Genomic DNA, 21,809 nt, shown 5'->3' with positions numbered 1-21,809 from the left:
GGACAGAGCGCTTGACGAAACCGATTCTGGAACGTACAAGCGCGCCTCTGTTGGACCGGCTGTGAGCTCTAGGGCTCAAACGCGGTTCGCGAGACGCCCGGACATAGCGCCAAACCTTTCTAGGAAGTGGCGCGATATCTGGTCTTCACCCCCGACAGGCGACTGTTGGGGATTTTGTTTTGCGGACGCTGCGTACGGAGCCCATCTGGGTTCCGAGTTGGTCTTTGAAATGGTTCGAGACGCGGGCGCAGCCCACTAGGAAACCGAGCGATATGGATCGTCAGAACATCCGCATCCGGCTCAAGGCCTTCGATCACCGCGTGTTGGATCATTCCACGCGCGAGATCGTCAATACGGCCAAGCGCACGGGCGCGACGGTGCGGGGCCCCATCCCCCTGCCCACGCTTATCGAGAAATTCACCGTCAACCGTTCGCCGCACGTCGACAAGAAGTCGCGCGAGCAGTTCGAGATCCGTACGCACAAGCGCGTTCTCGACATCGTTGACCCGACTCCGCAGACCGTGGACGCGCTGATGAAGCTCGACCTGTCGGCCGGCGTTGACGTCGAAATCAAGCTGTAAGGAGGGCCCGCTTATGACTCTCCCCACCCAACGCACTGGCGTCCTCGCCAAGAAGCTCGGCATGACCCGCTTCTTCGATGAAGCCGGTCAGCACGTGCCGGTCACCGTTCTGTCGCTCGACGGTTGCCAGGTCACGGGCGTGCGCACCGTTGAGAAGGACGGCTACACCGCCCTGCAACTCGGCGCTGGCGCCAAGAAGGCCAAGAACACCTCCAAGGCTCTGCGCGGCCACTTCGCGAAGGCGGCCGTCGAGCCGAAGCGCGTCGTCGCCGAATTCCGCGTCGAGGAAAACGCCCTGATCGAAGTCGGCGCCGAACTGACGGCCGACCACTTCGTCGCCGGCCAGAAGGTCGACATCCAAGGCGTGACCGTCGGTAAGGGTTTCGCCGGCGCCATGAAGCGCTGGAACTTCGGTGGTCTCCGCGCCACCCACGGTGTTTCGGTCTCGCACCGTTCGCACGGTTCGACCGGTAACCGCCAGGATCCGGGCCGTACGTTCCCGGGCAAGAAGATGGCTGGTCACCTGGGTCAAGAAACCGTCACCACCCTCAACGTCACCGTCTGGAAGGTTGACGTCGAGCGCGGCCTGATCCTGGTCAAGGGCGCTGTCCCCGGCCACGAGGGCAGCTACGTGAAGGTTCGCGACGCCGTGAAGAAGGCCCTGCCTGCCGACGCTCCGCGTCCGGGCGCCTTCCGCAAGGCTGGCGAGGCTCCGGCCGCCGCTGAAACCCCCGCTGAAGAGGCCCCCGCGGCTGCGACCGAAGAGGGCGAAGGCTAATGAAACTCGACGTCATCAAACTGGACGGCGGCAAGGCCGGTTCCGTTGATCTCGACGACGCCATCTTCGGCATCGACGACATCCGCGGCGACATCCTGCAGCGCGTCGTGACCTGGCAGCTGGCCAAGCGCCGCTCGGGCAACCACAAGATTCAGGTTCGTAACGAGGTCTCTCGTACGAGCAAGAAGATGTACAAGCAGAAGGGCACCGGCGGCGCCCGTCACGGCTCGCGCCGTGCGGCCCAGTTCGTCGGCGGCGCCAAGGCCCACGGTCCCGTGGTCCGCAGCCACGCCTTCGACCTGCCCAAGAAGATCCGCGCCCTGGCCCTGAAGCACGCTCTGTCGTCGAAGGCCAAGTCGGGCTCGCTGGTCGTCCTGGACAGCGCCGTTCTGACGGATCCGAAGACGGCCGCCCTGCGCGCCAACTTCGACAAGATCGGTCTGAAGAACGCCCTGGTCATCGCCGGTCCGGAAGTGGACGCGAACTTCAAGCTCGCCGCCCGCAACATCCCGAACGTGGATGTCCTGCCGAACGCCGGCCTGAACGTCTACGACGTGCTGCGTCGCCAGACCCTCGTCCTGACCAAGGACGCGGTCGAAGCGATCTCGGCTCGTTTCGCTGAGAAGGAAGCCGCCTAATGGCCGCCACCGCTCGCCACTACGACACGATCCTGTCGCCGGTGATCACCGAAAAGACGACCCTGCTCAGCGAGCAGAACAAGGTTGTCTTCAAGGTGGCCAACGACGCGACCAAGGACGAAATCGCCGCCGCCGTCGAAGAGCTGTTCAAGGTCAAGGTGACCAAGGTCAACACCATCGTGACCAAGGGCAAGACCAAGCGCTTCCGCGGCATCGTGGGTCGTCGCAACGACGTCAAAAAAGCGATCGTGACGCTGGCCGAAGGCCAGTCGATCGACATCACGACGGGGCTCTAATCAGATGGCCTTGAAGCAATTCAACCCGACCAGCCCCGGCCAGCGCGGCCTGGTGCTGATCGACCGCAGCGAACTTCACAAGGGCAAGCCCGAGAAGAAGCTCGTCGAAGGCCTGACCAAGTCGGGCGGTCGCGGCGGCAACGGCCGTATCGCGGTCCGTTTCCGTGGCGGCGGCGCCAAGCGCCTGTACCGTCTGGTCGACTTCAAGCGTCGCAAGCAAGGCGTGGCCACGGTCGTTCGTCTCGAGTACGACCCCAACCGCACCGCCTTCATCGCCCTGATCAAGTATCAGGCCGATGGCGAGCTGGCCTATATCCTGGCCCCGCAACGCCTGAAGGCCGGCGACGAAGTCGTCACCGGCGAGAAGGTCGACGTGAAGCCGGGCAACGCCTCGCCGCTGCGCACGCTGCCGATCGGCACGATCATCCACAACATCGAGCTGAAGCCCGCCAAGGGTGGTCAGATCGCCCGTTCGGCTGGCGCCTACGCCCAGCTGGTCGGCCGTGACGCCGGCTACGCCCAGATCCGCCTGAACTCGGGCGAACTGCGCATGGTGCTCGACTCGTGCATGGCCACCGTCGGCGCCGTTTCGAACCCCGACCACATGAACCAGAACCTCGGCAAGGCCGGTCGTTCTCGTCACATGGGCCGTCGCCCGCACGTCCGCGGTGTCGCCATGAACCCGGTCGACCACCCCCACGGTGGTGGTGAAGGCCGTACCTCGGGCGGTCGCCACCCGGTGACCCCGGCTGGTAAGCCGACCAAGGGCGCCAAGACCCGCGTCAACAAGGCCACGGACAAGTTCATCATCCGTTCGCGCCACAAAGCGAAGAAGGGCCGCTAAGCCATGACCCGCTCCGTCTGGAAAGGCCCGTTTGTCGACGGGTACCTCCTGAAGAAGGCCGATGTCGCTCTGTCGTCGGGCCGCAAGGACGTCATCAAGACCTGGTCGCGTCGCTCGACGATCATGCCGCAATTCGTCGGCCTGACCTTCGGCGTGCACAACGGCCACAAGCACGTTCCCGTGCTGGTGTCGGAAGACATGGTCGGCATGAAGTTCGGCGAATTCGCGCCGACCCGGAACTTCCCGGGTCACGCCGCCGACAAGAAGGCCAAGAGGAAGTAATCATGGCCAAGCAAAAGCAAGCTCGCCGCCTCGACGGCGCCGAAGCGATGGCCAAGGTTCGCACCCTGCGCACCAGCGCCCGCAAGCTGAACCTGGTCGCTCAGTCCATCCGTGGCCTGAACGTCCAGCGCGCTCTCAACGAGCTCGAGTTCAGCCACAAGCGTATCGCTCAGGACGTCCGCAAGGCGCTGTACTCGGCGATCTCCAACGCCGAGAACAACCACAACCTCGACATCGACTCCCTGGTCGTCGCCGAGGCCTATGTGGGCAAGAACCTGATCATGAAGCGTTTCTCGCCCCGCGCTCGCGGTCGCGCGACGCGCGTTGAGAAGCCGTTCTCCGAGATCACGATCGTGGTCCGCGAACTGGGTGAGGCCGCCTAATGGGTCAGAAAGTCAATCCGGTCGGGCTGCGGCTCGGCGTGAACCGCACCTGGGACAGCCGTTGGTTCGCCGACGGCGCCCAGTACGGCAAGATGCTGCATCAGGACCTCGCGGTCCGCGCCGCCCTGAAGAAGCGCCTGTACCAAGCTGGTGTCTCGCGCATCATCATCGAGCGTCCGCACAAGAAGTGCCGCATCACGATCTATGCCGCTCGTCCGGGCGTCATCATCGGCAAGAAGGGCGCTGACATCGACAAGCTCCGCAAGGATCTGTCGGTTCAGACCGAGGGCGAAGTCCACCTGAACATCGTCGAGATCCGCAAGCCGGAAACCGACGCTCAGCTGGTGGCCGAGTCGATCGCTCAACAACTCGAGCGTCGTATCGCCTTCCGTCGCGCCATGAAGCGTTCGATCCAGTCGGCCGTGCGCCTCGGCGCCAAGGGCATCCGGATCAACGTCTCGGGTCGCCTCGGCGGTGCTGAAATCGCTCGGATGGAGTGGTACCGCGAAGGTCGCGTGCCGCTGCACACCCTGCGCGCCGACATCGACTTCGGTTTCGCCGAAGCCAAGACCACCTACGGCATCATCGGCGTGAAGACCTGGATCTTCAAAGGCGAGGTGCTGGAGCATGATCCGATGGCGCTCGACAAGCGCCTGGCCACCGAGTCCGGTCCCGCCGGCGAAGGTGGCGGCCGTGAGCGCGGCGATCGTCCCGACCGGGGCGACCGTCGTGACCGTCGCGATCGCGCCTAAGGATTAGATCGCCATGCTGTCTCCGAAGAAGACCAAATTCCGCAAGCAGTTCAAGGGCCGCATCCACGGCGCTTCGAAGGGCGGCACCCTGCTGAACTTCGGTTCGTACGGCCTGAAGGCCGTCGAGCCGGAGCGCATCACGGCTCGCCAGATCGAAGCGGCTCGTCGCGCCATCACCCGCCAGATGAAGCGTCAAGGCCGCGTCTGGATCCGTATCTTCCCCGACGTGCCGGTCACCGGCAAGCCGGCCGAAGTCCGGATGGGTAAGGGTAAGGGCGCCGTGGATTACTGGGCCGCTCGCGTGGCTCCGGGCCGCATCATGTTCGAAATCGACGGCGTGCCGGACGATGTCGCGCGTGAAGCTCTCCGCCTGGGCGCCGCCAAGCTGCCGATCCGCACCCGTGTTGTCACCCGCATCGATGCGGGCGTGGCTCAGGAGGCCTGAGGCTCATGAAAATCGCTGACATCCGGGGTATGACCCCCGACCAGCTGGCCGACACGCTGATCAGCCTGAAGAAGGAGCAGTTCAACCTGCGCTTCCAGGCCGCCACGGGTCAGGTCGAGAAGACCCACCGCGTCAACGAGATCCGCAAGGATATCGCGCGGATCAAGACCGTGCTGCGCGCCAAGGCCGCGGCTTAAGGAGAACGATATGCCCAAGCGTATCCTCGAAGGGGTCGTCGTCTCCGATAAGGGCGACAAGACCGTGGTGGTGAAGGTCGAACGGACCATCGTCCACCCCGTTCTGAAGAAGATCGTGCGTCAGTCCAAAAAGTACCACGCGCACGACGAAGCCAACGCGTACAAGGCCGGTGAAGCTATCCGCATCATCGAGTGCGCTCCGAAGTCCAAGCTGAAGACCTGGGAAGCACTTCCCAAGGCTTCCGCTTAATCTGGAAGGTTTAGACCATGATCCAGATGCAAACTAACCTGGAAGTCGCTGACAATTCTGGCGCTCGCCGGGTCATGTGCATCAAGGTGTTGGGCGGCGCAGGCCGTCGCTACGCCAGCGTGGGCGACGTCATCGTCGTCTCCGTCAAGGAAGCCATTCCGCGCGGTCGCGTGAAGAAGGGTGACGTGCTTCGCGCCGTCGTCGTTCGGGTGAATCAAAATCTGAAGCGCAAGGATGGCTCGGTCATCCGCTTCGATAAGAACGCCGCGGTGATCGTGAACAAGCAGAGCGAGCCGGTCGGCACGCGGATCTTCGGCCCGGTTCCTCGTGAACTGCGCGCCAAGAACCACATGAAGATCATCTCCCTCGCTCCGGAGGTGCTGTAATGGCCGCTAAGATCAAGAAGGGCGACCGCGTCGTCGTTCTGGCCGGCAAGGATAAGGGCAAGCAAGGCTCGGTCCTGCAAGTCCTGCCGAAGGACAACCGCGTTGTCGTGGAAGGCGTGAACATGGTTTCGCGTCACACCAAGGCCACCCAAGCCGACCCGCAAGGCGGCATCAAGCACAAGGAAGCCGCGCTGCACGTCTCGAACGTCGCCGTCGTGGATTCCAACGGCAAGCCCACCCGCGTCGGCTTCAAGATCGAAGGCGACAAGAAGGTGCGCGTCGCCAAGACGACCGGCGAGGTGATCAATGGCTGATCAAGCTTACGAGCCCCGGCTGAAGACCGTTTATCGCGAGCGCATCCGCGCCGCGATGAAGGAACAGTTCGGCTACACCAACGAGATGCAGATCCCCAAGCTGGACAAGATCGTCCTGAACATGGGTATCGGCGAGGCCGTGGCCGACTCCAAGAAGGCCCAGACCGCTCTGAAAGACCTGCAGGCGATCGCCGGCCAAAAGCCCGTCGCCACCAAGGCCCGCAAGTCCATCGCCGGCTTCAAGCTGCGCGAAGGCATGGTGGTCGGCGCGAAGGTCACCCTTCGCAAGGACCGGATGTACGAATTCCTCGACCGCCTGGTCACGATCGCGCTGCCGCGCGTGAAGGACTTCCGCGGCCTGAACGGCAAGAGCTTCGACGGCCGTGGCAACTACGCCATGGGCCTGAAGGAGCACCTGGTGTTCCCGGAAATCAACTATGACCAGATCGAACAGATCTGGGGCATGGACATCATCGTCTGCACCACTGCGAAGTCCGACCAGGAAGCCAAGGCTCTCCTGAAGGAATTCCAGTTCCCGTTCGTGAACTAAGAGAGCGGGAAGGGAAAGAAACCATGGCCAAGAAAAGCGCCGTCAACCGCAACGAAGCCGTTCGGGCTCTCGTCAAGAAGTTCGCCGAAAAGCGCGCCGCGCTGAAGGCGATCGCCAACGACGAAAGCCTGCCGCTCGAGGAACGCTTCGAAGCTCGCCTCAAGCTCGCCAAGCTGCCGCGTAACAGCGCCGCGATCCGCATCCGCAATCGCTGCGAAGTCACGGGCCGTCCGCGCGCCTATTACCGCAAGCTGAAGATGAGCCGTATCGCTCTCCGCGAACTGGGTTCGCAGGGGCAGATCCCCGGCCTCGTCAAGTCGAGCTGGTAAGGACGATCAGATGTCGATGAACGATCCCCTGAGCGATATGATCGCTCGCATCAAGAACGCCGCGACGCGCAAGCGCTCGAAGGTCTCGACGCCGGCTTCCAAGCTGCGCGCCCGCGTCCTCGACGTGCTGGCCGACGAAGGCTACATCCGCGGCTACTCGCTGGTCGAGAAGCCCGGTGCGTTCCCCGAATTCGAGATCGAGCTCAAGTATTTTGACGGTGAGCCCGTGATCGCCGAGATCAGCCGCGTGTCCAAGCCTGGCCGTCGCGTCTATTCGTCGATCAAGGACCTGAAGCCGATCAAGAACGGCCTGGGCATCTCGATCCTTTCGACGCCGAAGGGCGTCATGTCGGACACCGCCGCGCGCGACGCTAATGTCGGCGGCGAAGTCCTCTGCCGCGTCTACTAGGCGCGGGAGGGAAAGAGCATGTCACGTATCGGTAAGAAAGCCGTCGCAATCCCCTCGGGCGTCACCCTGACGCTCGCGGGTCAGACGGTCACGGTGAAGGGCCCCAAGGGTCAGTTGTCGTGGACGATCGCCGACGAAGTCGAGGTCAAGCAAGAGGGCTCCGAGCTCCTGCTGACCCCGCGCGTCGACACGAAGCGCGCCAAGGGCATGTGGGGTCTGTCCCGCACGCTGGTGGCCAACATGGTTCACGGTGTGACCACCGGCTTCGAGGAAAACCTCGAACTGGTCGGCGTCGGTTACCGCGCGGCCATGAAGGGCACCGCCCTGAGCCTCCAGCTCGGTTTCAGCCACGATGTGGACGTCGCGGCTCCGGCCGGCATCACGTTCGCCACGCCGAAGCAAACCGAAATCAAGATCGCCGGCATCGACAAGCAGGCGGTCGGCGAGATTGCCGCGAAGATCCGCCGCATTCGTCCGCCCGAGCCGTACAAGGGCAAGGGCGTGCGTTATGCTGGCGAGAAGGTTCGCCGCAAGGAAGGCAAGAAGAAGTAAGCCATGGCGCTCTCTCCTCGTGAATCGGCGGCCAAGCGCGCTCAGCGCGTTCGCACCCGCCTCAAGAGCCTCGCCAACGGTCGTCCGCGTCTGTCGGTCTTCCGTTCGTCGAAGAACATCTACGCCCAGATCATCGATGATGAACGCGGCGTGACCCTCGCGTCGGCTTCCACTCTGGAAGCCGAAGGCAAGGGCGCGGACAAGGATGCCGCCGCCGCTGTCGGCAAGCTCGTCGCCGAGCGCGCCATCGAAAAGGGCGTCAAGGACGTCGTGTTCGATCGTGGCGGTTACATCTTCCACGGCCGGGTGAAAGCCCTGGCCGACGCCGCGCGCGAAGCCGGCCTGAACTTCTAAGGGAACGAAAATGGCTCGTGGTGACCAACAGCGCGGTGAAGGCGGTCAACGCCGTGACCGTCGCGACCGCAACGCCCCCGAAGAGCGGGTCGACAGCGACATCGTCGAAAAGCTCGTCCACATCAACCGCGTCGCCGCCACCGTGAAGGGTGGTCGTCGCTTCAGCTTCGCCGCTCTGATGGTCGTTGGCGACCAAAAGGGCCGCGTCGGCTTCGGTCATGGCAAGGCGCGTGAAGTGCCGGAAGCCATCCGCAAGGCGACCGAGGAAGCCAAGAAGACGATGATCCGCGTTCCGCTGCGCGAATCCCGCACCCTGCACCACGACGGCGCTGGCCGTTGGGGCGCTGGCAAGGTGATGATGCGCGCGGCGCCTCCCGGCACCGGCGTCATCGCCGGCGGTCCGATGCGCGCGGTTCTCGAAACCCTGGGCGTCCAGGACGTCGTGGCCAAGTCGACGGGTTCCTCGAACCCGTACAACATGGTGCGCGCCACGTTCGAAGCCCTGAAGGTGCAATCGTCGCCCCGCCAGATCGCCGCCAAGCGCGGCAAGAAGGTTGGTGACATCCTCGGCCGTCGCGCCGACGGCGCCTCGGCGCCGGAAGCCATCGAGGGTTAAGTCATGGCTGAAGCTAAGCAAGTCACGGTGCGCCAAACCGGCAGCCCGATCCGTCGTGAAAAGGACCAGCGCGCCACGCTCGCCGGTCTGGGTCTGAACAAGCTGGGCCGCGTGTCCACGCTGGAAGACACCCCGTCGGTCCGCGGCATGATCCGCAAGGTCGCGCACCTGCTGGAAATCGTCGAGTAGTCCTCTACAAGACGCGAAATACGCCACCCCGGTGAAAGCCGGGGTGGTTTTCGTTTGAAATCCCTATTTGATTTTTCGGTCGTTTTAGGGTTTTAAGCGCGCTCTGTTTTCAAAAGCCGAGTCCAGCCGATGGCTGGGCGCAGATCTCCAAGGAGAGGCACATATGACCAAGCTGAACGAACTCGCCCCGCAAGAAGGCTCGACCAAGAACCGCATGCGCGTTGGCCGCGGCCCCGGTTCGGGCAAGGGCAAGACCGCCGGTCGCGGTGTGAAGGGCCAGAAGGCGCGCTCGGGCGTCGCCATCAACGGCTTCGAAGGCGGTCAAATGCCGCTGCACATGCGTATGCCGAAGCGCGGCTTCAACAACCCCTTCCGCCTGGAGTTCGCCGAAGTGAACCTGTGGCGCCTGGAGCAGGCCGTCGCCGCTGGCAAGTTCAAGAAGGGCGCCGAGCTGGGCGCCGCTGAACTGGTCGCCGCCGGCGTGATCCGTCGCGAACTGGACGGTGTGAAGCTGCTGGGCAAGGGCGAGATCAAGACCGCCCTGAAGCTGACCGTCTACTCGGCCACCGAAGCCGCCATCAAGGCCGTCGAGGCCGCGGGTGGTTCGGTCACCGTGACCAAGAAGGCCAAGGCGCAAGCCGAAGCCTAAAAAGGCTGATGTCATCCCGCTGAGCGCCTAGCGCTCCGGGACACCGTTTCGACCGGGATGACAGAATTACGAGGCTCGCCGTGACATCGCGGCGAGCCTCACCTATTTGTGGCGCTCTCCTCGGATCAGCCTGGTCCGGGAAACCTAATTTCAGAGCGCGATCGCCGCCGAAGCGGTATCAGCTTTCGGCTATCGCGCTCCTGAGTCGTGGGGATCTGTATGGCCTCGGCCGCCGAACAACTCGCAGCCAATATGAATTTCGCGTCGTTCCAAAAGGCGAGCGAACTTCACAAGCGTATCTGGTTCACGATCATCGCCCTGATCGTCTATCGTCTGGGCTCCTACGTTCCGATCCCCGGCATCGACGTCAACGCCTTCGCGCGGTTGTTCAACAACAACTCCGAAGGCATCCTGGGCATGTTCAACATGTTCTCGGGCGGCGCCGTCGAACGGATGGCGATCTTCTCGCTGAACGTGATGCCCTACATCAGCGCCTCGATCATCGTGCAGCTGATGGGCACGGTCTATCCGCCGTGGGAAAAGCTGAAAAAGGAAGGCGGGGAGGCGGGCCGCAAGACCCTCAACCAGTACACCCGCTACCTGGCCGTGGTTCTGGCCGTCGTGCAGTCGGCCTCGATCGCTATGGGCCTGGCGGCCCAGCCGGGCGTCGTGGTCGAGGGTATCGGCCAGGTGTTCTTCGTCGTCTCCACGGTCGTGGCCCTGACCGGCGGCACCCTGTTCCTGATGTGGCTGGGCGAGCAGATCACCAGCCGCGGCGTCGGCAACGGCGTCAGCCTGATCATCTTCGCCGGCATCGTCGCGCGCCTGCCGATCGTGCTGGGCCAGATGCTGGTCCAGGGGCAGACCTCGGGCAACTACACCCCGCTGTTCCTGATCGTGATCGGTTGCGTGGCCGCCATCCTGGCCATCGTGTTCATGGAGCGCTCGCAGCGCCGTCTGCTGGTGCACTATCCCAAGCGCCAGCAAGGCAACCGCATGATCGGTGGTGAAAGCTCCTTCATGCCGTTGAAGATCAACACTGCGGGCGTCATCCCGCCGATCTTCGCCTCCAGCCTGCTGCTGCTGCCGACCACGGCCATGCAGTTCGTGCAGACCACCAACCTGCCGGCCTGGGCTTCTTGGCTGCCGGGCGTGGTGGGCGCGCTGCAGCATGGCCACCCGGCGTTCCTGATCTTCTACGCCCTGCTGATCATCTTCTTCTCGTTCTTCTACACCTCGGTCGTGTTCAACCCCGAGGAGACGGCCGAGAACCTGCGCAAGTACGGCGGCTTCCTGCCGGGCATCCGTCCGGGCAAGCGCACCGCCGAGTACCTGGACTACGTGCTGACCCGCCTGACCGTCATCGGCGCGGCCTACATCACGGCCGTCTGCGTGGCGCCGGAGTTGGCGATGATGGCGATCAAGTCGAACCAGTTCGCCCTGGGCGGCACGTCGATCCTGATCGTCGTGACGGTGACCATGGACACCGTTGCCCAGATCCAGTCGCACTTGCTGGCCCACCAATACGAAGGGCTCATCAAGAAGTCGAAGCTGCGCGGCGGTCGCGGCCGCTAGGTACGCTTCAACTTAATTGCAAGCGTCGGAAGCCGGTTTGTCACAAAACCGGCTTCCGTTTTTATCGTCGGGGCTCTAGGTCTGCTCCGGGAGACAACCGGGCGCAGACTCGGTGACGCGCGAAGGGGCTTCTATGAATTTGATCCTGTTCGGTCCGCCGGCGGCGGGGAAGGGCACCCAGGCCAAGCGTCTGGTCAGTGAGCGTGGCATGGTCCAGCTCTCGACCGGCGACATGCTGCGCGCCGCTATCGCTTCGGGCTCGGAACTGGGCCAGCGCGTCAAGGGCGTGCTGGATCGCGGCGAGCTGGTTACGGACGAGATCGTCATCGCGCTGATCGAGGAACGCCTGCCCGAGGCCGAGGCGGCCGGCGGCGCGATTTTCGACGGCTTCCCGCGCACGGTCGCCCAGGCGGAAGCCCTGGATAAAATGCTCGCGGCGCGCGGCCAGAAGATCGACGTCGTTCTCCGACTCAAGGTAGACGAGCCAGCCCTGATCGAGCGGATCAAGAAACGATTCGAAGACCAGGGACGGCCCGACGACAATCCGGAAGTCTTCGTGACTCGCCTGGCCGCCTACAACGCCCAGACCGCGCCGCTGCTGCCGTATTACCAAGGGCAGGGGAAGCTGAAGGAACTGGACGGGATGGGTTCGGTCGAAGCCGTGGCCACGTCCATCGACGCCGCTCTCTCGGGAGTAGCCTAAGAAAGCCCGAGTTCACTGGATGTCCGGTGGATTCAGTTGTTGACGGAAGCGAAACGATCCCTATAACGGGGCGCTTCCGCGAAAGGGCGCGATCCGTGCGCGCCGGTCTTGGTCTTCTGGATCGAGCCGGGCGCGCCGTTCGCGTCTTTAGTGCGTGACTAGGAGAACATTAGACGTGGCCCGTATCGCAGGCGTCAACATCCCGACGAACAAGCGCGTTTTGATCGCGCTTCAGTACATTCACGGCATCGGCCAAAAGTCCGCTCGTGAAATCATCACGAAGGTGGGCATCGAGGATGCGCGTCGCGTCAATCAACTGACCGACGCCGAAGTCCTCGCCATCCGCGAGACGATCGACCGTGACTACACCGTCGAGGGCGACCTGCGTCGCGAGAACTCGATGAACATCAAGCGCCTGATGGACCTGGCCTGCTATCGCGGCCTGCGTCACCGTAAGGGCCTGCCGGTCCGCGGTCAGCGCACTCACACGAACGCTCGTACCCGCAAGGGTCCGGCCAAGCCGATCGCCGGCAAGAAGAAGTAAGGTAGCCTGACCGATGGCCAAGGAACCGGGTCGCGTTAAACGCCGCGAACGTAAGAACATCACCTCGGGCGTGGCGCACGTGAACGCCTCGTTCAACAACACCATGATCACCATCACCGACGCCCAAGGCAACACGATCTCGTGGTCCTCGGCTGGCATGATGGGCTTCAAGGGCTCGCGCAAGTCGACCCCGTACGCCGCTCAGATGGCCGCCGAAGACGCGGGCAAGAAGGCTGCGGAACACGGCGTGAAGACCCTGGAAGTCAACGTTTCGGGCCCGGGCTCCGGCCGTGAATCGGCCCTGCGCGCTCTTCAAGCCGCGGGCATGACCATCACGACCATCCGCGACGTCACGCCGATCCCGCACAACGGCTGCCGTCCGCCCAAGCGTCGTCGCGTCTAGTACTTTTTAGACCACAATCTTCCTTCGCCGGCTGCGCAAAACGCGGCCGGCGAGCCGCGTTCAAGGGACCGACCACGTGATCGAAAGAAACTGGAACGAGCTGATCCGTCCTGAGAAGCCGCAGATCGAAACCGGGGCCGACGCTAGCCGCAAGGCTCGCATCGTCGCCGAACCGCTCGAGCGCGGTTTCGGTGTGACGCTCGGCAACGCCCTGCGTCGCGTTCTTCTCTCGTCGCTGCAAGGCGCAGCCGTCACCGCCATCCAGATCGATGGCGTCGTGCACGAATTCTCCTCGCTCGAAGGCGTCCGTGAAGACGTCGTCGACATCGTTCTGAATATCAAGCAACTGGCCGTGCGCATGCACGCCGAAGGCCCCAAGCGCATGACCCTGCGCGCCACGGGCCCCGGACCGGTCACCGCCGGCCAGATCGAAACCCCGGCCGACATCGAGATCCTGAACCCCGACCACGTGCTCTGCACGCTGGACGACGGCGCCTCGGTGCGGATGGAATTCACGGTCAACACCGGCAAGGGCTACGTCCCGGCCGACCGTAACCGTCCGGAAGACGCGCCGATCGGCCTGATCGCCGTCGACGCTCTGTACTCGCCGGTCAAGCGCGTCGCCTATCGCGTCGAGCCGACCCGTCAGGGCCAGTCGCTGGACTACGACAAGCTGATCCTGGAAGTGGAAACCAACGGCGCCGTCACCCCGGTGGACGCCGTGGCCTACGCCGCCCGGATCCTGCAGGACCAACTGCAGATCTTCATCACCTTCGAGGAACCGAAGGCCAAGTCGGCCGACGAGTCCAAGCCGGAACTGCCGTTCAACCCGGCCCTGCTGAAGAAGGTGGACGAACTGGAACTGTCGGTCCGTTCGGCCAACTGCCTGAAGAACGACAACATCGTCTACATCGGCGACCTGATCCAGAAGACCGAAGCCGAGATGCTCCGCACCCCGAACTTCGGCCGCAAGTCGCTGAACGAGATCAAGGAAGTGCTCGCCGGCATGGGTCTGCACCTCGGCATGGACGTGCCGAACTGGCCGCCGGAGAACATCGAAGACCTGGCCAAGAAGTTCGAAGACCAAATCTAAGAACCTCGAAGCCATCCGCGCTTAATCCGGGCCGCTTCTCCTCTCTTCGGAAGGGAAGGCGGCCTGGGCCTTTTGAAGCCGCGACCGCGGTGGAGGGCCCCGGCGCTTCGCTCTGACCCGGTCGGGAAAGACCAGGATTGGTGACAATCAGGCGCTCACTGGTTTTGCGCCGTTCGGGCTGATCGCCCAGGAGATAGAAAATGCGTCACGGTAAGGCTCACCGTAAACTCGGCCGCACCTCGGCTCACCGCACCGCCATGTTCGCCAACATGTCGGCCTCGCTGATCAAGCACGAGCAGATCGTCACCACCCTGCCCAAGGCCAAGGAACTGCGTCCGATCGTCGAAAAGCTGGTCACCCTGGCCAAGCGCGGCGACCTGCACGCCCGTCGTCAGGCCATCAGCTCGGTTCGCGACGTCGAACAAGTCGGCAAGCTCTTCGCGGTCCTCGGCCCGCGCTATAAGGACCGTCAGGGCGGCTACATCCGCGTCCTGAAGGCCGGCTTCCGCTACGGCGACAACGCCCCGCTGGCCGTCATCGAGTTCGTCGACCGCGACGTCTCGGAAAAGGGCAAGGACTCGGGTCCGGTCTACACGAACGAAGCCGAAGACTAAGATTTTCAGCGTCAGCTGAGACGAAAGGCCCCGGAGCGATCCGGGGCCTTTTTCGTTTGGGCGCTTAGGCGGTCGGCTTTCGACCCTAGTCGGAAGTTCGCGAAAGCCCTCTCTCTTAGAGAGAGGGAGGGGCCCAAGCGAAGCTTGGGAGGGTGAGTGGTTACACCCTCGGCCGGCATGCCGGCACATCGCTCTCAACCACGCCAGGAATTGTCCACGGGCTTCGCCTACCCTCTCACCCTCCCACGCCTGCGGCGCGGGCCCCTCCCTCTCTCCATGAGAGAGGGGTTTTGAGTGTCCGCTCACCACCCATAGCGGATGTACAGCCTGTCCGCGGCCAGACCGACTTCGCTTCGGCTGGGGCGGTCGCCGCCCTCACTCCTTGGTCAGGTCCTGTCGCCGGAACAGCCACACCGCCGCCGCCGTCAGCGCCGCCGTCCAGATGAGCAGGGCCACGAGCGCCGCGCCCGCCGAGCCGCCAGCGGCGCCCAGCTGATCGGGGGCCAGCAGCGCGGCGCGCAGCAGGTCCGCGTCGAAGACGGGGATGGACAGCAGCTTCCAACTGGGCGGCCCCTGTTCCGTCATCCGCAGGGCGCCGGCCAGGATGGTCTGGACAAAGCGGACGCCCAGGCACGCGATCACCACGCCCATCGTCGAACGCGAGACCACGCCGACGCAGGCCGCCAAGGCCGCCAGGGTCATCGCCTCCAGCCACGTAATGGCCAGCACGCCGACGATATCGAACGGGTTGCGGTCGAGCAGCGAGATCGCCAGCGCCTTGCTATTGATGGCCGAGCCGACCACCGCCGCGAGCGCCGACAGCACGGCCGACAGCAGTAGGCTCCAAAATACCGCCTCGCCGACGACGACCAGCTTGGCCAGCAGCAGGTTCTGGCGCGTGTTGCGCGGGGTCAGCAGCCGCCAGGTCTCCCAGCGGTAGTCGCCCGCGAGCACTGCCGCGGCGCCGATCATCAGGAACAGCGCGCCGAAGGTCGAGGCGCCGCTCGACAGCGCCTTGATCACCTGATCGACCAGGCCGACCGCCAGGCCGGGCAGGGGCTTCTTCATCACGAAGCGCAGGAAGAGGTCGCCGCCCACATTGAGCAGGAAGCCCACCAGGGGCGCGAAGCAGAAGCCCCAGAACAAGGTCGAACGGTCGCGTAGCAGGCGGAAGCGTTCGGCGGCGATGGCGTCGGCGAGCATCAGGCGGCTCCTTCCGAGGTGGCGGCCGTGGGCGTCTGGCCAAGCGATTTCAGATAGACCCCCTCCAGATCGACCTCGCGCCAGCGCGCCTCGACGATCTCCGCGCCGGCCTCGACCAGGGCGCGGATGACGGCGGGGGCCTCGGCGCGGGGGATGTCGGCCAGCACGGCGTCGGCGCCGTCGGCTTCGCCGCGATCGCCGAGGATCGCCAGGGCGGGGGCAAGCGGAGAAGCCAGGGTCAGGCGCAGGCGGGCCTCGCCGGCGGTGAGTTCGGCGACGCCGCCCTCGGCCACGACCTTGCCGCGGGAGAGAATGGCGACGCGGTCGCAGACGCGTTTCACCTCGTCCAGCTGGTGGCTGGCCAGGATGACCGTCACGCCCTCGCGCTTGGCCAGGTCGACGATCAAGGCCCGGATCTCCTGGATGCCGGCCGGGTCCATGCCGCTGGTCGGTTCGTCCAGGATCACCAGCTCGGGCTTGGTCAGAAAGGCCGCGGCCAGACCCAGGCGCTGCTTCATGCCGACCGAGAAGCCGCTGGTGGCGCGATCGGCGGCGTGGGTCAGGCTGACCCGCTCCAGCCAGCCGCCGATGTCGGCGTCCTTCTTGCCGCTTTCCAGCGCCAGCATGGTCAGGGTGTCGCGCGCGGTCAGATAGGGCGGATAGCGCGGAGTCTCGATCATGGCCCCGACCTTGCGCAGGGCGGTGATGTCGCCGGGCGCGGCGCCAAACAGGCGCGCCGCGCCGCTGGTCGGCCGCACCAGGCCCAGAGCGATCCGGAACAGCGTGCTCTTGCCCGCGCCATTGGGGCCCAGGATCCCGAACACGCCGCCGGCGGGGATAGCGATGGAGAACTCGTCGAGGGCGCGCACCGCCCCATAGGTCTTGGTGAGGCGGTCGGCCTCGAGGGCGATCGACATGCGACGAATCCCGGACGCCGACCGAGTCGGCTCGACGCAGGGACTATGGCCAGCCGTCGGAAGATCGCCAAGTTAAGTCGCCGTCACGCCTTTCCGAACGTTGGTCGTCATACGGCGGCAACATCCATGTCCGAACACGCCCGAAACGGCCGTTTCAAGTTGAGCTCCGCCATGATCCTTCGCCGCCTGTTGTCGCTGCTCTTCGTCGCCGGCCTGATGCTGGCCGGATCGGCTCACGCGCGGGAGAAGGCGCCGCATCTGACGATCCTGGTCTCGATCGACGGCTTCCGAGCGGACTATCTGGATCGTGGCGACACCCCGGTCATGAAGGCTTTGGCCGAGGGTGGGGTTCGGGCGGCGATGCGTCCGTCGTTTCCGTCGGTGACTTTTCCCAACCACTACACGCTGATCACGGGCAAGCGTCCCGACCGCAACGGCATCGTGGCCAACATCATGCTGGACCCGAGCGTCTCGGCTGAAAAGTTCACCATGCGCAGCCTTGAAGCCGCGTGGTGGAGCCAGGCCAAGCCGTTTTGGGTCACCGCGCAGCGGCAAGGCAAGCGCGCCGCGGCGATGTTCTGGCCCGGTTCGGAGGTCGAAATCGATGGGGTGCGCCCCTCGCGCTGGGTGAAGTTCGACGCGACCATGTCCGGCGAAGCCCGGGTCGACCAGATGCTGGCCTGGCTGGATAGCGCCGATGGCCCGCCGATCGCCTTCTCGACTCTCTATTTCGACATCGTCGACACCGAAGGCCACCATTACGGCCCGGAGTCGGCGGAAGTGCGCGCCGCCGCCGCTTCGGTGGACGCCGCGTTGGGGCGGCTTGTCGAGGGTCTGAAGGCGCGCGGGCGCTTCGAGAGCACCGACATCGTCATCGTGGCCGACCACGGCATGGCGCCGCTGCCCGCCGCCAATCGGGTGGTGCTGGACGATCTTGTCGATGTCTTGAGGATTCAGCTGGTCACCGCTGGAGCGGTGACCATGTTCACGCCCAAGCCGGGCCAACGAAAGGTGGTCGAGAAGACGTTCCTCTCCAAGCCGCTCCCGCACATGACCTGCTGGAAGAAGGGCGCTATCCCAGCCCGCTTCCACTACGGCCGCAACCCGCGGGTGCCCGCCATCGTCTGCCTGTCCGAGACGGGATGGTACACCACGACGCTGGCCGCGAAGGCCAAGCCAAGCCAGTGGGACGGCAAGGACGGCGGCGCTCACGGGTTCGACCCCTATGATCCGCTCATGCGCGCGGTCTTCATCGCCCGCGGTCCGTCGTTCAAGACCGGCGTGGCGCTGCCGGTGTTCGACAATGTCGATGTCTATCAATTGCTGGCCAAGATCACCGGCGTGAAGCCCGAGGCGGGTGACGGATCGCTGAAGATCGTCGAACAAGCCCTGAAATAGCGGCGACGGTTTGCTCGCGCTTGACGCGATATTGGTCAATAAATGCAACCAAGGCATGTATTCCGCGAAGCCGGGGTGTATCAATTCGGCCCAGGCGCCACTGACCGTCGGCGACGCCCGCGCTCCTCGCCCCGAGGAGCGGTTCAACCAGATTAGGGAGAACGTTATGGGTTTCTATGGTCCCGAACCTTTCGACACCGCCGAAGCCACCTACGTGTGGACGGGTCTGCGGACACCGGGGTTCTTTTCCGTCACCGTGAAAGGCAATGCGCCGAACTTCACCACGGGCATCAAGCTGGTGCGTGATCCAGACTTCGTCGGCGGCATGGCGATCGACGTCATGGGCTGGACGGGGCCGCTGGGGAAGGGAACGACGCCCTACACCGTCCAAGGCACGTTCAACGGCATGTACCTTCCGAAGATCCTGATCGTCGGCTCGAACCAGCGACTTCTGATCGACGTGAAGGAGATCCCGTTCACCAGCGAGGACGATTACGTCAAGCAGCTGAGCGCTCAGGCGAAGACGCTCGAGCCGGCCTGACCCACTCCGCGATGGCGCGCGTCCGGCCCTTTCCGGGCGCGCGTTTCATCAAGCTCTTGCTGAATTAGTTTCGATATGCGTTAAATATTGCTCCTTATGATAAGGAGCGGCGGCATGGCTCGTCCCGGTCTCATCTCGGCTGTCATCTATGACGATCCCAAGGCCGCGGTCGCGTGGCTGGAGAGGGCGTTCGGGTTCGAGGTCACCCTGTTGGTCGAGGACGACCAGGGACGGCTAGCCCACTGCGAAATGACCCATGGCGAGTCCACGCTCATGATCGGCTCGCCCTGGCACGAGCGGATCGCCAGTCCGGGCATGGTCGGCGGCAAGACGACCCAGACCGTGCATATTCAGCTCGACGGCGACGTCGACGCCCACTGCGCGCGGGCGCGAGCGGCCGGGGCGGTGATCTTCGCGGAACCCGAAAACCAGTTCTACGGCGACCGCACCTATCGCTGCCATGATCTCGAAGGCCACATCTGGACCGTCGCCGCATCCATCGAGGCGGTGTCGATCGCCGAGATGGAGGCCCGCGGCGGTCACAAGATCACCGCGCCATCGGCATGATCACCCCCGACGACTTCCGCCGGCTCGCGCTGGCGCTGCCCCAGGCGGTCGAGGGCGCGCACATGGGCACGGTCGATTTCCGCTGTGGGAAGATCTTCGCGACCTTGGGCAATCCCGACGCGGCCTGGGCGATGGTCAAGCTGACGCCCGACCAGCAGGACATACGCGTGGCCGCCGAGCCAGAGATCTTTACGCCAGTCCCGGGGGGCTGGGGGAAGGGCGGGGCGACAAGGCTGCGCCTTGCCGCTTGCGACGAAGCCACGGCGCGGGGCGCGCTCCTGGACGCCTGGCGCAATGTCGCGCCCAAGAAACTGCTCGGTGCGAACTTGTGAGCGAGGCCCTGGACCGGACCCTAGCGGCCTTGGCCGATCCGCACCGGCGGCGGACGGTCGACCTGTTGCGCGAGAGGCCGCGTCGGGCCGGCGAACTGGCCGAAGCCCTCGGCCTTTCGCCGCCGGCCATGAGCCGCCATCTGCGCGCGTTGCGCCAATCGGGCCTCGTCGAGGAAAGCCATCCAGAGTTCGACGCCCGGGTGAGGGTCTATCGCTTGCGGCCCGAGCCGATGGCGCGGCTCAAGGCTTGGCTGGACGTCGCCGAGGATCACTGGGTCGATCAGCTCTCGGCGCTGAAGGCCCATGTCGAGGTCAAGGCGCGGTGAGTTCCAAGATCCTGGTTGCTCTGCGGATCGACGCTCCCCGCGATGTCGTGTTCGATGCGTTCGTCAACGATATCGGCCTGTGGTGGCGACCCAATCCGCTGTTTTCGTTCACGCCGCGCTCGCCGGGCGTCATGGCCTTCGAGCAGGGCCGGCTCGTTGAGCGGTTGGCGTCTGGCAAGGTGTTCGAGGTCGGGACGGTCCGGGTTTGGGAGCGCGGCGCGCGTCTTGTCTTGGGCTGGCGTCAGGCCAGCTTCCCGCCGGGCGTCGAGACCGAGGTCGAGGTCCGGTTCGAAGCCGTGGAGGCTGGGACGCGCGTCACCGTGGAGCATCGCGGCTGGGACGCCGTCCCCGACGAGAGCGTCGCGCGCCATGGCTTTCCCAACGCGGTGTTCCTGCACAGGCACGGCGAATGGTGGTGCGCGCTGCTGGCGGGGCTTGCGACGCGGACGAACAGCCGCCAACTAGGGGCGGCCGGGGAGGGCGAGGCATGAGCGGTACGCGGATCACGGGGGGCAAGCGCCAGGCGGCGCTGAGCTTCATCTTCATCACCGCGATCCTGGACGTCCTGTCCCTTGGGGTGATGATCCCCGTCCTGCCCAACCTGGTGAAGTCGTTCGGCGGCGGCGACACGGCCGCGGCGGCGGACTGGAACGTGCTGTTCGCCACCACCTGGGGCGTGATGCAGTTCTTCTGCTCCCCGGTCCTCGGGCTGATGTCCGACCGTTTCGGTCGCCGGCCGGTGATCCTGACGTCGATCTTCGGCTTGGGAGTCGACTTCCTGTTCATGGCCTTCGCGCCCAGCCTCTGGTGGCTGTTCGTCGGGCGGATCTTCAACGGCATGACGGCCGCCAGCTTCTCGACCGCCAGCGCCTATGTCGCCGACGTGACCACGCCGGAGACCCGCGCCAAGGGTTTTGGCTTGATGGGCGCGGCGTTCGGGGTCGGCTTCACCTTTGGTCCGGCGCTGGGCGGTTGGCTCTGGACCTTCGATCACCGCCTGCCGTTCCTGGTCTGCGCCGCCCTGGCGCTGTGCAACTGGCTGTACGGCTTCTTCGTCCTGCCGGAATCGCTGCCGCCCGAGCGTCGTCAGGCGCGCTTCGACTGGAAAGCGGCCAATCCGCTGGGCTCCCTTCATCTGCTGCGCCGTCACAAGGGCCTGCTGGATCTCGCCGGCGTCGGCTTCCTGTTCCAGCTGGCGCACAACGTGCTGCCCAGCGTGTTCGTGCTCTACATGGGCTTCCGCTACGGCTGGACGCCGGGCGTGATCGGTTTGACCCTGATGGCCAGCGGGATCTCCAGCATCATCGTCCAGGCGCTGGTCGTCGGTCGGGTGGTCAAGGCCGTGGGCGAGCGCGGCGCCCTGCTGATCGGCCTGTTCTCGGGCTTCGCCGGGTTCATGGTCTACGCCCTGGCCCCCACGGGTCTGCTTTATCTGTGCGGCTTGCCGCTGTTCGCGCTGTCGGGGCTGATCATGCCGGGCCTGCAAGGCCTGATGACGCGCCGCGTGGCGCCCAACGAGCAAGGGCAGCTGCAGGGCGCCAACTCGGCGCTGATGGGGGTCTCGTCGATCATCGGTCCGTCGCTATTCCTGCTGCCGTTCGCCTTCGCCGTGCGCCACGACGCGACCCTGCATCTGCCGGGGTTGCCGGTGCTGATCGCCGCGGGCCTGATGCTGTGCGCGACCTTGCTGGCCTGGGCCAGGGCTAGACCCGCGCCCGCCTTGGAACCCCAAACGGCCTGAGGGCTTAAGCCAACGCCGAAACCTTGACCTTTCGCCGCCTTAGACTCGCCAGAAACCT

Annotated in this window: 36 protein-coding genes and 1 pseudogene; 35 read left to right on the top strand and 2 right to left on the bottom strand. The window is 64.9% G+C overall.

What is annotated here, in order from left to right; translation table 11 throughout:
* Nucleotides 1-61 precede the first annotated feature (61 nt).
* The 28 genes and pseudogenes from J2728_RS12220 to rplQ all read left to right on the top strand — a co-directional run bounded on the left by J2728_RS12220 (nucleotide 62) and on the right by rplQ (nucleotide 14,726).
* Nucleotides 62-259: pseudogene (locus J2728_RS12220) on the top strand (hypothetical protein).
* A 13-nt stretch (nucleotides 260-272) separates the two neighbouring features.
* A complete protein-coding gene (rpsJ, locus tag J2728_RS12215; RefSeq protein ID WP_004616952.1) occupies nucleotides 273-581 on the top strand; it encodes a 30S ribosomal protein S10 in 309 nt (102 codons plus the stop codon).
* 13 nt (nucleotides 582-594) lie between these two features.
* Entirely contained in the window at nucleotides 595-1,359 is a 765-nt protein-coding gene (gene rplC, locus J2728_RS12210) for a 50S ribosomal protein L3 (protein ID WP_013078646.1), read from the top strand.
* Complete coding sequence (rplD, locus tag J2728_RS12205; protein WP_013078647.1) at nucleotides 1,359-1,997, top strand: 50S ribosomal protein L4; 639 nt, start codon at nucleotides 1,359-1,361, stop codon at nucleotides 1,995-1,997. The genes rplC and rplD overlap by 1 nt, the downstream gene beginning before the upstream one ends.
* Entirely contained in the window at nucleotides 1,997-2,293 is a 297-nt protein-coding gene (locus tag J2728_RS12200) for a 50S ribosomal protein L23 (RefSeq protein ID WP_010919129.1), read from the top strand. The genes rplD and J2728_RS12200 overlap by 1 nt, the downstream gene beginning before the upstream one ends.
* 4 nt (nucleotides 2,294-2,297) lie before the next feature.
* Nucleotides 2,298-3,137: a 50S ribosomal protein L2 gene (gene rplB, locus J2728_RS12195; protein ID WP_309999397.1), complete on the top strand. Its 840-nt coding sequence runs from the start codon at nucleotides 2,298-2,300 to the stop codon at nucleotides 3,135-3,137.
* A 3-nt stretch (nucleotides 3,138-3,140) separates the two neighbouring features.
* Complete coding sequence (gene rpsS, locus J2728_RS12190) at nucleotides 3,141-3,419, top strand: 30S ribosomal protein S19 (RefSeq protein WP_309999395.1); 279 nt, start codon at nucleotides 3,141-3,143, stop codon at nucleotides 3,417-3,419.
* 2 nt (nucleotides 3,420-3,421) lie between these two features.
* Complete coding sequence (gene rplV, locus J2728_RS12185; protein ID WP_013078649.1) at nucleotides 3,422-3,802, top strand: 50S ribosomal protein L22; 381 nt, start codon at nucleotides 3,422-3,424, stop codon at nucleotides 3,800-3,802.
* On the top strand, nucleotides 3,802-4,554 hold the full coding sequence (rpsC, locus tag J2728_RS12180) for a 30S ribosomal protein S3 (RefSeq protein WP_013078650.1): 753 nt from the start codon (nucleotides 3,802-3,804) through the stop codon (nucleotides 4,552-4,554). Before rplV ends, rpsC begins: the two co-directional genes overlap by 1 nt.
* A gap of 13 nt (nucleotides 4,555-4,567) precedes the next feature.
* The gene (gene rplP / locus J2728_RS12175; protein ID WP_309999392.1) at nucleotides 4,568-4,999 is read left to right on the top strand and encodes a 50S ribosomal protein L16; all 432 of its coding nucleotides are present in this window, start codon (nucleotides 4,568-4,570) and stop codon (nucleotides 4,997-4,999) included.
* 5 nt (nucleotides 5,000-5,004) lie between these two features.
* A complete protein-coding gene (rpmC, locus tag J2728_RS12170) occupies nucleotides 5,005-5,196 on the top strand; it encodes a 50S ribosomal protein L29 (RefSeq protein WP_004616922.1) in 192 nt (63 codons plus the stop codon).
* Between the two features lie 10 nt (nucleotides 5,197-5,206).
* Nucleotides 5,207-5,446, top strand: a complete 240-nt coding sequence (gene rpsQ / locus J2728_RS12165; protein WP_013078652.1) for a 30S ribosomal protein S17 — start codon at nucleotides 5,207-5,209, stop codon at nucleotides 5,444-5,446.
* Between the two features lie 17 nt (nucleotides 5,447-5,463).
* Nucleotides 5,464-5,832, top strand: coding sequence for a 50S ribosomal protein L14 (gene rplN, locus J2728_RS12160; protein ID WP_010919137.1), 369 nt, complete (start codon nucleotides 5,464-5,466; stop codon nucleotides 5,830-5,832).
* Complete coding sequence (rplX, locus tag J2728_RS12155) at nucleotides 5,832-6,146, top strand: 50S ribosomal protein L24 (RefSeq protein ID WP_309999387.1); 315 nt, start codon at nucleotides 5,832-5,834, stop codon at nucleotides 6,144-6,146. Before rplN ends, rplX begins: the two co-directional genes overlap by 1 nt.
* Nucleotides 6,139-6,696 (top strand): 50S ribosomal protein L5, encoded by a 558-nt coding sequence (gene rplE, locus J2728_RS12150; protein ID WP_010919139.1) that lies wholly within the window; start codon nucleotides 6,139-6,141, stop codon nucleotides 6,694-6,696. Before rplX ends, rplE begins: the two co-directional genes overlap by 8 nt.
* A gap of 23 nt (nucleotides 6,697-6,719) precedes the next feature.
* Nucleotides 6,720-7,025: a 30S ribosomal protein S14 gene (rpsN, locus tag J2728_RS12145; RefSeq protein ID WP_013078655.1), complete on the top strand. Its 306-nt coding sequence runs from the start codon at nucleotides 6,720-6,722 to the stop codon at nucleotides 7,023-7,025.
* A gap of 10 nt (nucleotides 7,026-7,035) precedes the next feature.
* Nucleotides 7,036-7,434 carry a 30S ribosomal protein S8 gene (gene rpsH / locus J2728_RS12140; protein WP_013078656.1) on the top strand — a complete coding sequence of 133 codons (399 nt, stop codon included), beginning with the start codon at nucleotides 7,036-7,038 and terminating at the stop codon, nucleotides 7,432-7,434.
* 18 nt (nucleotides 7,435-7,452) lie between these two features.
* Nucleotides 7,453-7,986, top strand: a complete 534-nt coding sequence (gene rplF, locus J2728_RS12135) for a 50S ribosomal protein L6 (protein ID WP_309999383.1) — start codon at nucleotides 7,453-7,455, stop codon at nucleotides 7,984-7,986.
* Between the two features lie 3 nt (nucleotides 7,987-7,989).
* Nucleotides 7,990-8,340, top strand: a complete 351-nt coding sequence (gene rplR / locus J2728_RS12130; protein WP_252634392.1) for a 50S ribosomal protein L18 — start codon at nucleotides 7,990-7,992, stop codon at nucleotides 8,338-8,340.
* A 10-nt stretch (nucleotides 8,341-8,350) separates the two neighbouring features.
* Nucleotides 8,351-8,956 (top strand): 30S ribosomal protein S5, encoded by a 606-nt coding sequence (gene rpsE, locus J2728_RS12125; RefSeq protein WP_309999381.1) that lies wholly within the window; start codon nucleotides 8,351-8,353, stop codon nucleotides 8,954-8,956.
* A 3-nt stretch (nucleotides 8,957-8,959) separates the two neighbouring features.
* Nucleotides 8,960-9,145 carry a 50S ribosomal protein L30 gene (rpmD, locus tag J2728_RS12120; protein WP_058348448.1) on the top strand — a complete coding sequence of 62 codons (186 nt, stop codon included), beginning with the start codon at nucleotides 8,960-8,962 and terminating at the stop codon, nucleotides 9,143-9,145.
* Nucleotides 9,146-9,308: 163 nt separating this feature from the next.
* A complete protein-coding gene (rplO, locus tag J2728_RS12115) occupies nucleotides 9,309-9,794 on the top strand; it encodes a 50S ribosomal protein L15 (RefSeq protein WP_013078660.1) in 486 nt (161 codons plus the stop codon).
* Between the two features lie 219 nt (nucleotides 9,795-10,013).
* Nucleotides 10,014-11,369, top strand: a complete 1,356-nt coding sequence (gene secY, locus J2728_RS12110; protein WP_309999378.1) for a preprotein translocase subunit SecY — start codon at nucleotides 10,014-10,016, stop codon at nucleotides 11,367-11,369.
* A 133-nt stretch (nucleotides 11,370-11,502) separates the two neighbouring features.
* Nucleotides 11,503-12,072: an adenylate kinase gene (locus J2728_RS12105; RefSeq protein ID WP_309999376.1), complete on the top strand. Its 570-nt coding sequence runs from the start codon at nucleotides 11,503-11,505 to the stop codon at nucleotides 12,070-12,072.
* Nucleotides 12,073-12,247: 175 nt separating this feature from the next.
* Nucleotides 12,248-12,616, top strand: a complete 369-nt coding sequence (gene rpsM, locus J2728_RS12100) for a 30S ribosomal protein S13 (protein ID WP_004616895.1) — start codon at nucleotides 12,248-12,250, stop codon at nucleotides 12,614-12,616.
* A 13-nt stretch (nucleotides 12,617-12,629) separates the two neighbouring features.
* Nucleotides 12,630-13,019: a 30S ribosomal protein S11 gene (gene rpsK, locus J2728_RS12095; RefSeq protein ID WP_013078663.1), complete on the top strand. Its 390-nt coding sequence runs from the start codon at nucleotides 12,630-12,632 to the stop codon at nucleotides 13,017-13,019.
* A gap of 76 nt (nucleotides 13,020-13,095) precedes the next feature.
* Nucleotides 13,096-14,112, top strand: coding sequence for a DNA-directed RNA polymerase subunit alpha (locus J2728_RS12090; RefSeq protein WP_013078664.1), 1,017 nt, complete (start codon nucleotides 13,096-13,098; stop codon nucleotides 14,110-14,112).
* Between the two features lie 200 nt (nucleotides 14,113-14,312).
* Nucleotides 14,313-14,726, top strand: a complete 414-nt coding sequence (gene rplQ, locus J2728_RS12085) for a 50S ribosomal protein L17 (RefSeq protein WP_066684384.1) — start codon at nucleotides 14,313-14,315, stop codon at nucleotides 14,724-14,726.
* 375 nt (nucleotides 14,727-15,101) lie between these two features.
* On the opposite strand, the gene J2728_RS12080 is transcribed toward rplQ, so the two are convergent.
* Both J2728_RS12080 and J2728_RS12075 read right to left on the bottom strand, forming a co-directional pair.
* Nucleotides 15,102-15,929: an ABC transporter permease subunit gene (locus J2728_RS12080; protein WP_309999371.1), complete on the bottom strand. Its 828-nt coding sequence runs from the start codon at nucleotides 15,927-15,929 to the stop codon at nucleotides 15,102-15,104.
* On the bottom strand, nucleotides 15,929-16,846 hold the full coding sequence (locus tag J2728_RS12075; protein WP_309999369.1) for an ABC transporter ATP-binding protein: 918 nt from the start codon (nucleotides 16,844-16,846) through the stop codon (nucleotides 15,929-15,931). Before J2728_RS12075 ends, J2728_RS12080 begins: the two co-directional genes overlap by 1 nt.
* Nucleotides 16,847-17,017: 171 nt before the next feature.
* Between J2728_RS12075 and J2728_RS12070 the strand changes: the two genes are divergently transcribed.
* From J2728_RS12070 to J2728_RS12040, 7 genes are all read left to right on the top strand, one after another.
* Nucleotides 17,018-18,244 carry an alkaline phosphatase family protein gene (locus tag J2728_RS12070; protein ID WP_309999367.1) on the top strand — a complete coding sequence of 409 codons (1,227 nt, stop codon included), beginning with the start codon at nucleotides 17,018-17,020 and terminating at the stop codon, nucleotides 18,242-18,244.
* 166 nt (nucleotides 18,245-18,410) lie between these two features.
* Nucleotides 18,411-18,785, top strand: coding sequence for a hypothetical protein (locus J2728_RS12065; protein WP_309999366.1), 375 nt, complete (start codon nucleotides 18,411-18,413; stop codon nucleotides 18,783-18,785).
* Nucleotides 18,786-18,899: 114 nt separating this feature from the next.
* On the top strand, nucleotides 18,900-19,352 hold the full coding sequence (locus tag J2728_RS12060; RefSeq protein ID WP_309999365.1) for a VOC family protein: 453 nt from the start codon (nucleotides 18,900-18,902) through the stop codon (nucleotides 19,350-19,352).
* Nucleotides 19,349-19,684, top strand: a complete 336-nt coding sequence (locus J2728_RS12055; RefSeq protein WP_309999364.1) for an MmcQ/YjbR family DNA-binding protein — start codon at nucleotides 19,349-19,351, stop codon at nucleotides 19,682-19,684. Before J2728_RS12060 ends, J2728_RS12055 begins: the two co-directional genes overlap by 4 nt.
* Entirely contained in the window at nucleotides 19,681-20,010 is a 330-nt protein-coding gene (locus tag J2728_RS12050; protein ID WP_309999362.1) for an ArsR/SmtB family transcription factor, read from the top strand. The genes J2728_RS12055 and J2728_RS12050 overlap by 4 nt, the downstream gene beginning before the upstream one ends.
* A complete protein-coding gene (locus J2728_RS12045) occupies nucleotides 20,007-20,501 on the top strand; it encodes an SRPBCC domain-containing protein (RefSeq protein WP_309999360.1) in 495 nt (164 codons plus the stop codon). The genes J2728_RS12050 and J2728_RS12045 overlap by 4 nt, the downstream gene beginning before the upstream one ends.
* Complete coding sequence (locus J2728_RS12040) at nucleotides 20,498-21,751, top strand: TCR/Tet family MFS transporter (protein ID WP_309999359.1); 1,254 nt, start codon at nucleotides 20,498-20,500, stop codon at nucleotides 21,749-21,751. Before J2728_RS12045 ends, J2728_RS12040 begins: the two co-directional genes overlap by 4 nt.
* Nucleotides 21,752-21,809 lie beyond the last annotated feature (58 nt).

Origin of the sequence: Caulobacter segnis (assembly GCF_031454995.1) — a bacterium.
Taxonomy (GTDB): Bacteria; Pseudomonadota; Alphaproteobacteria; order Caulobacterales; family Caulobacteraceae; genus Caulobacter; species Caulobacter segnis_E.
The sequence above is the reverse complement of the archived record's forward strand: the minus strand, read 5'-3'. Positions and strand labels throughout refer to the sequence as shown.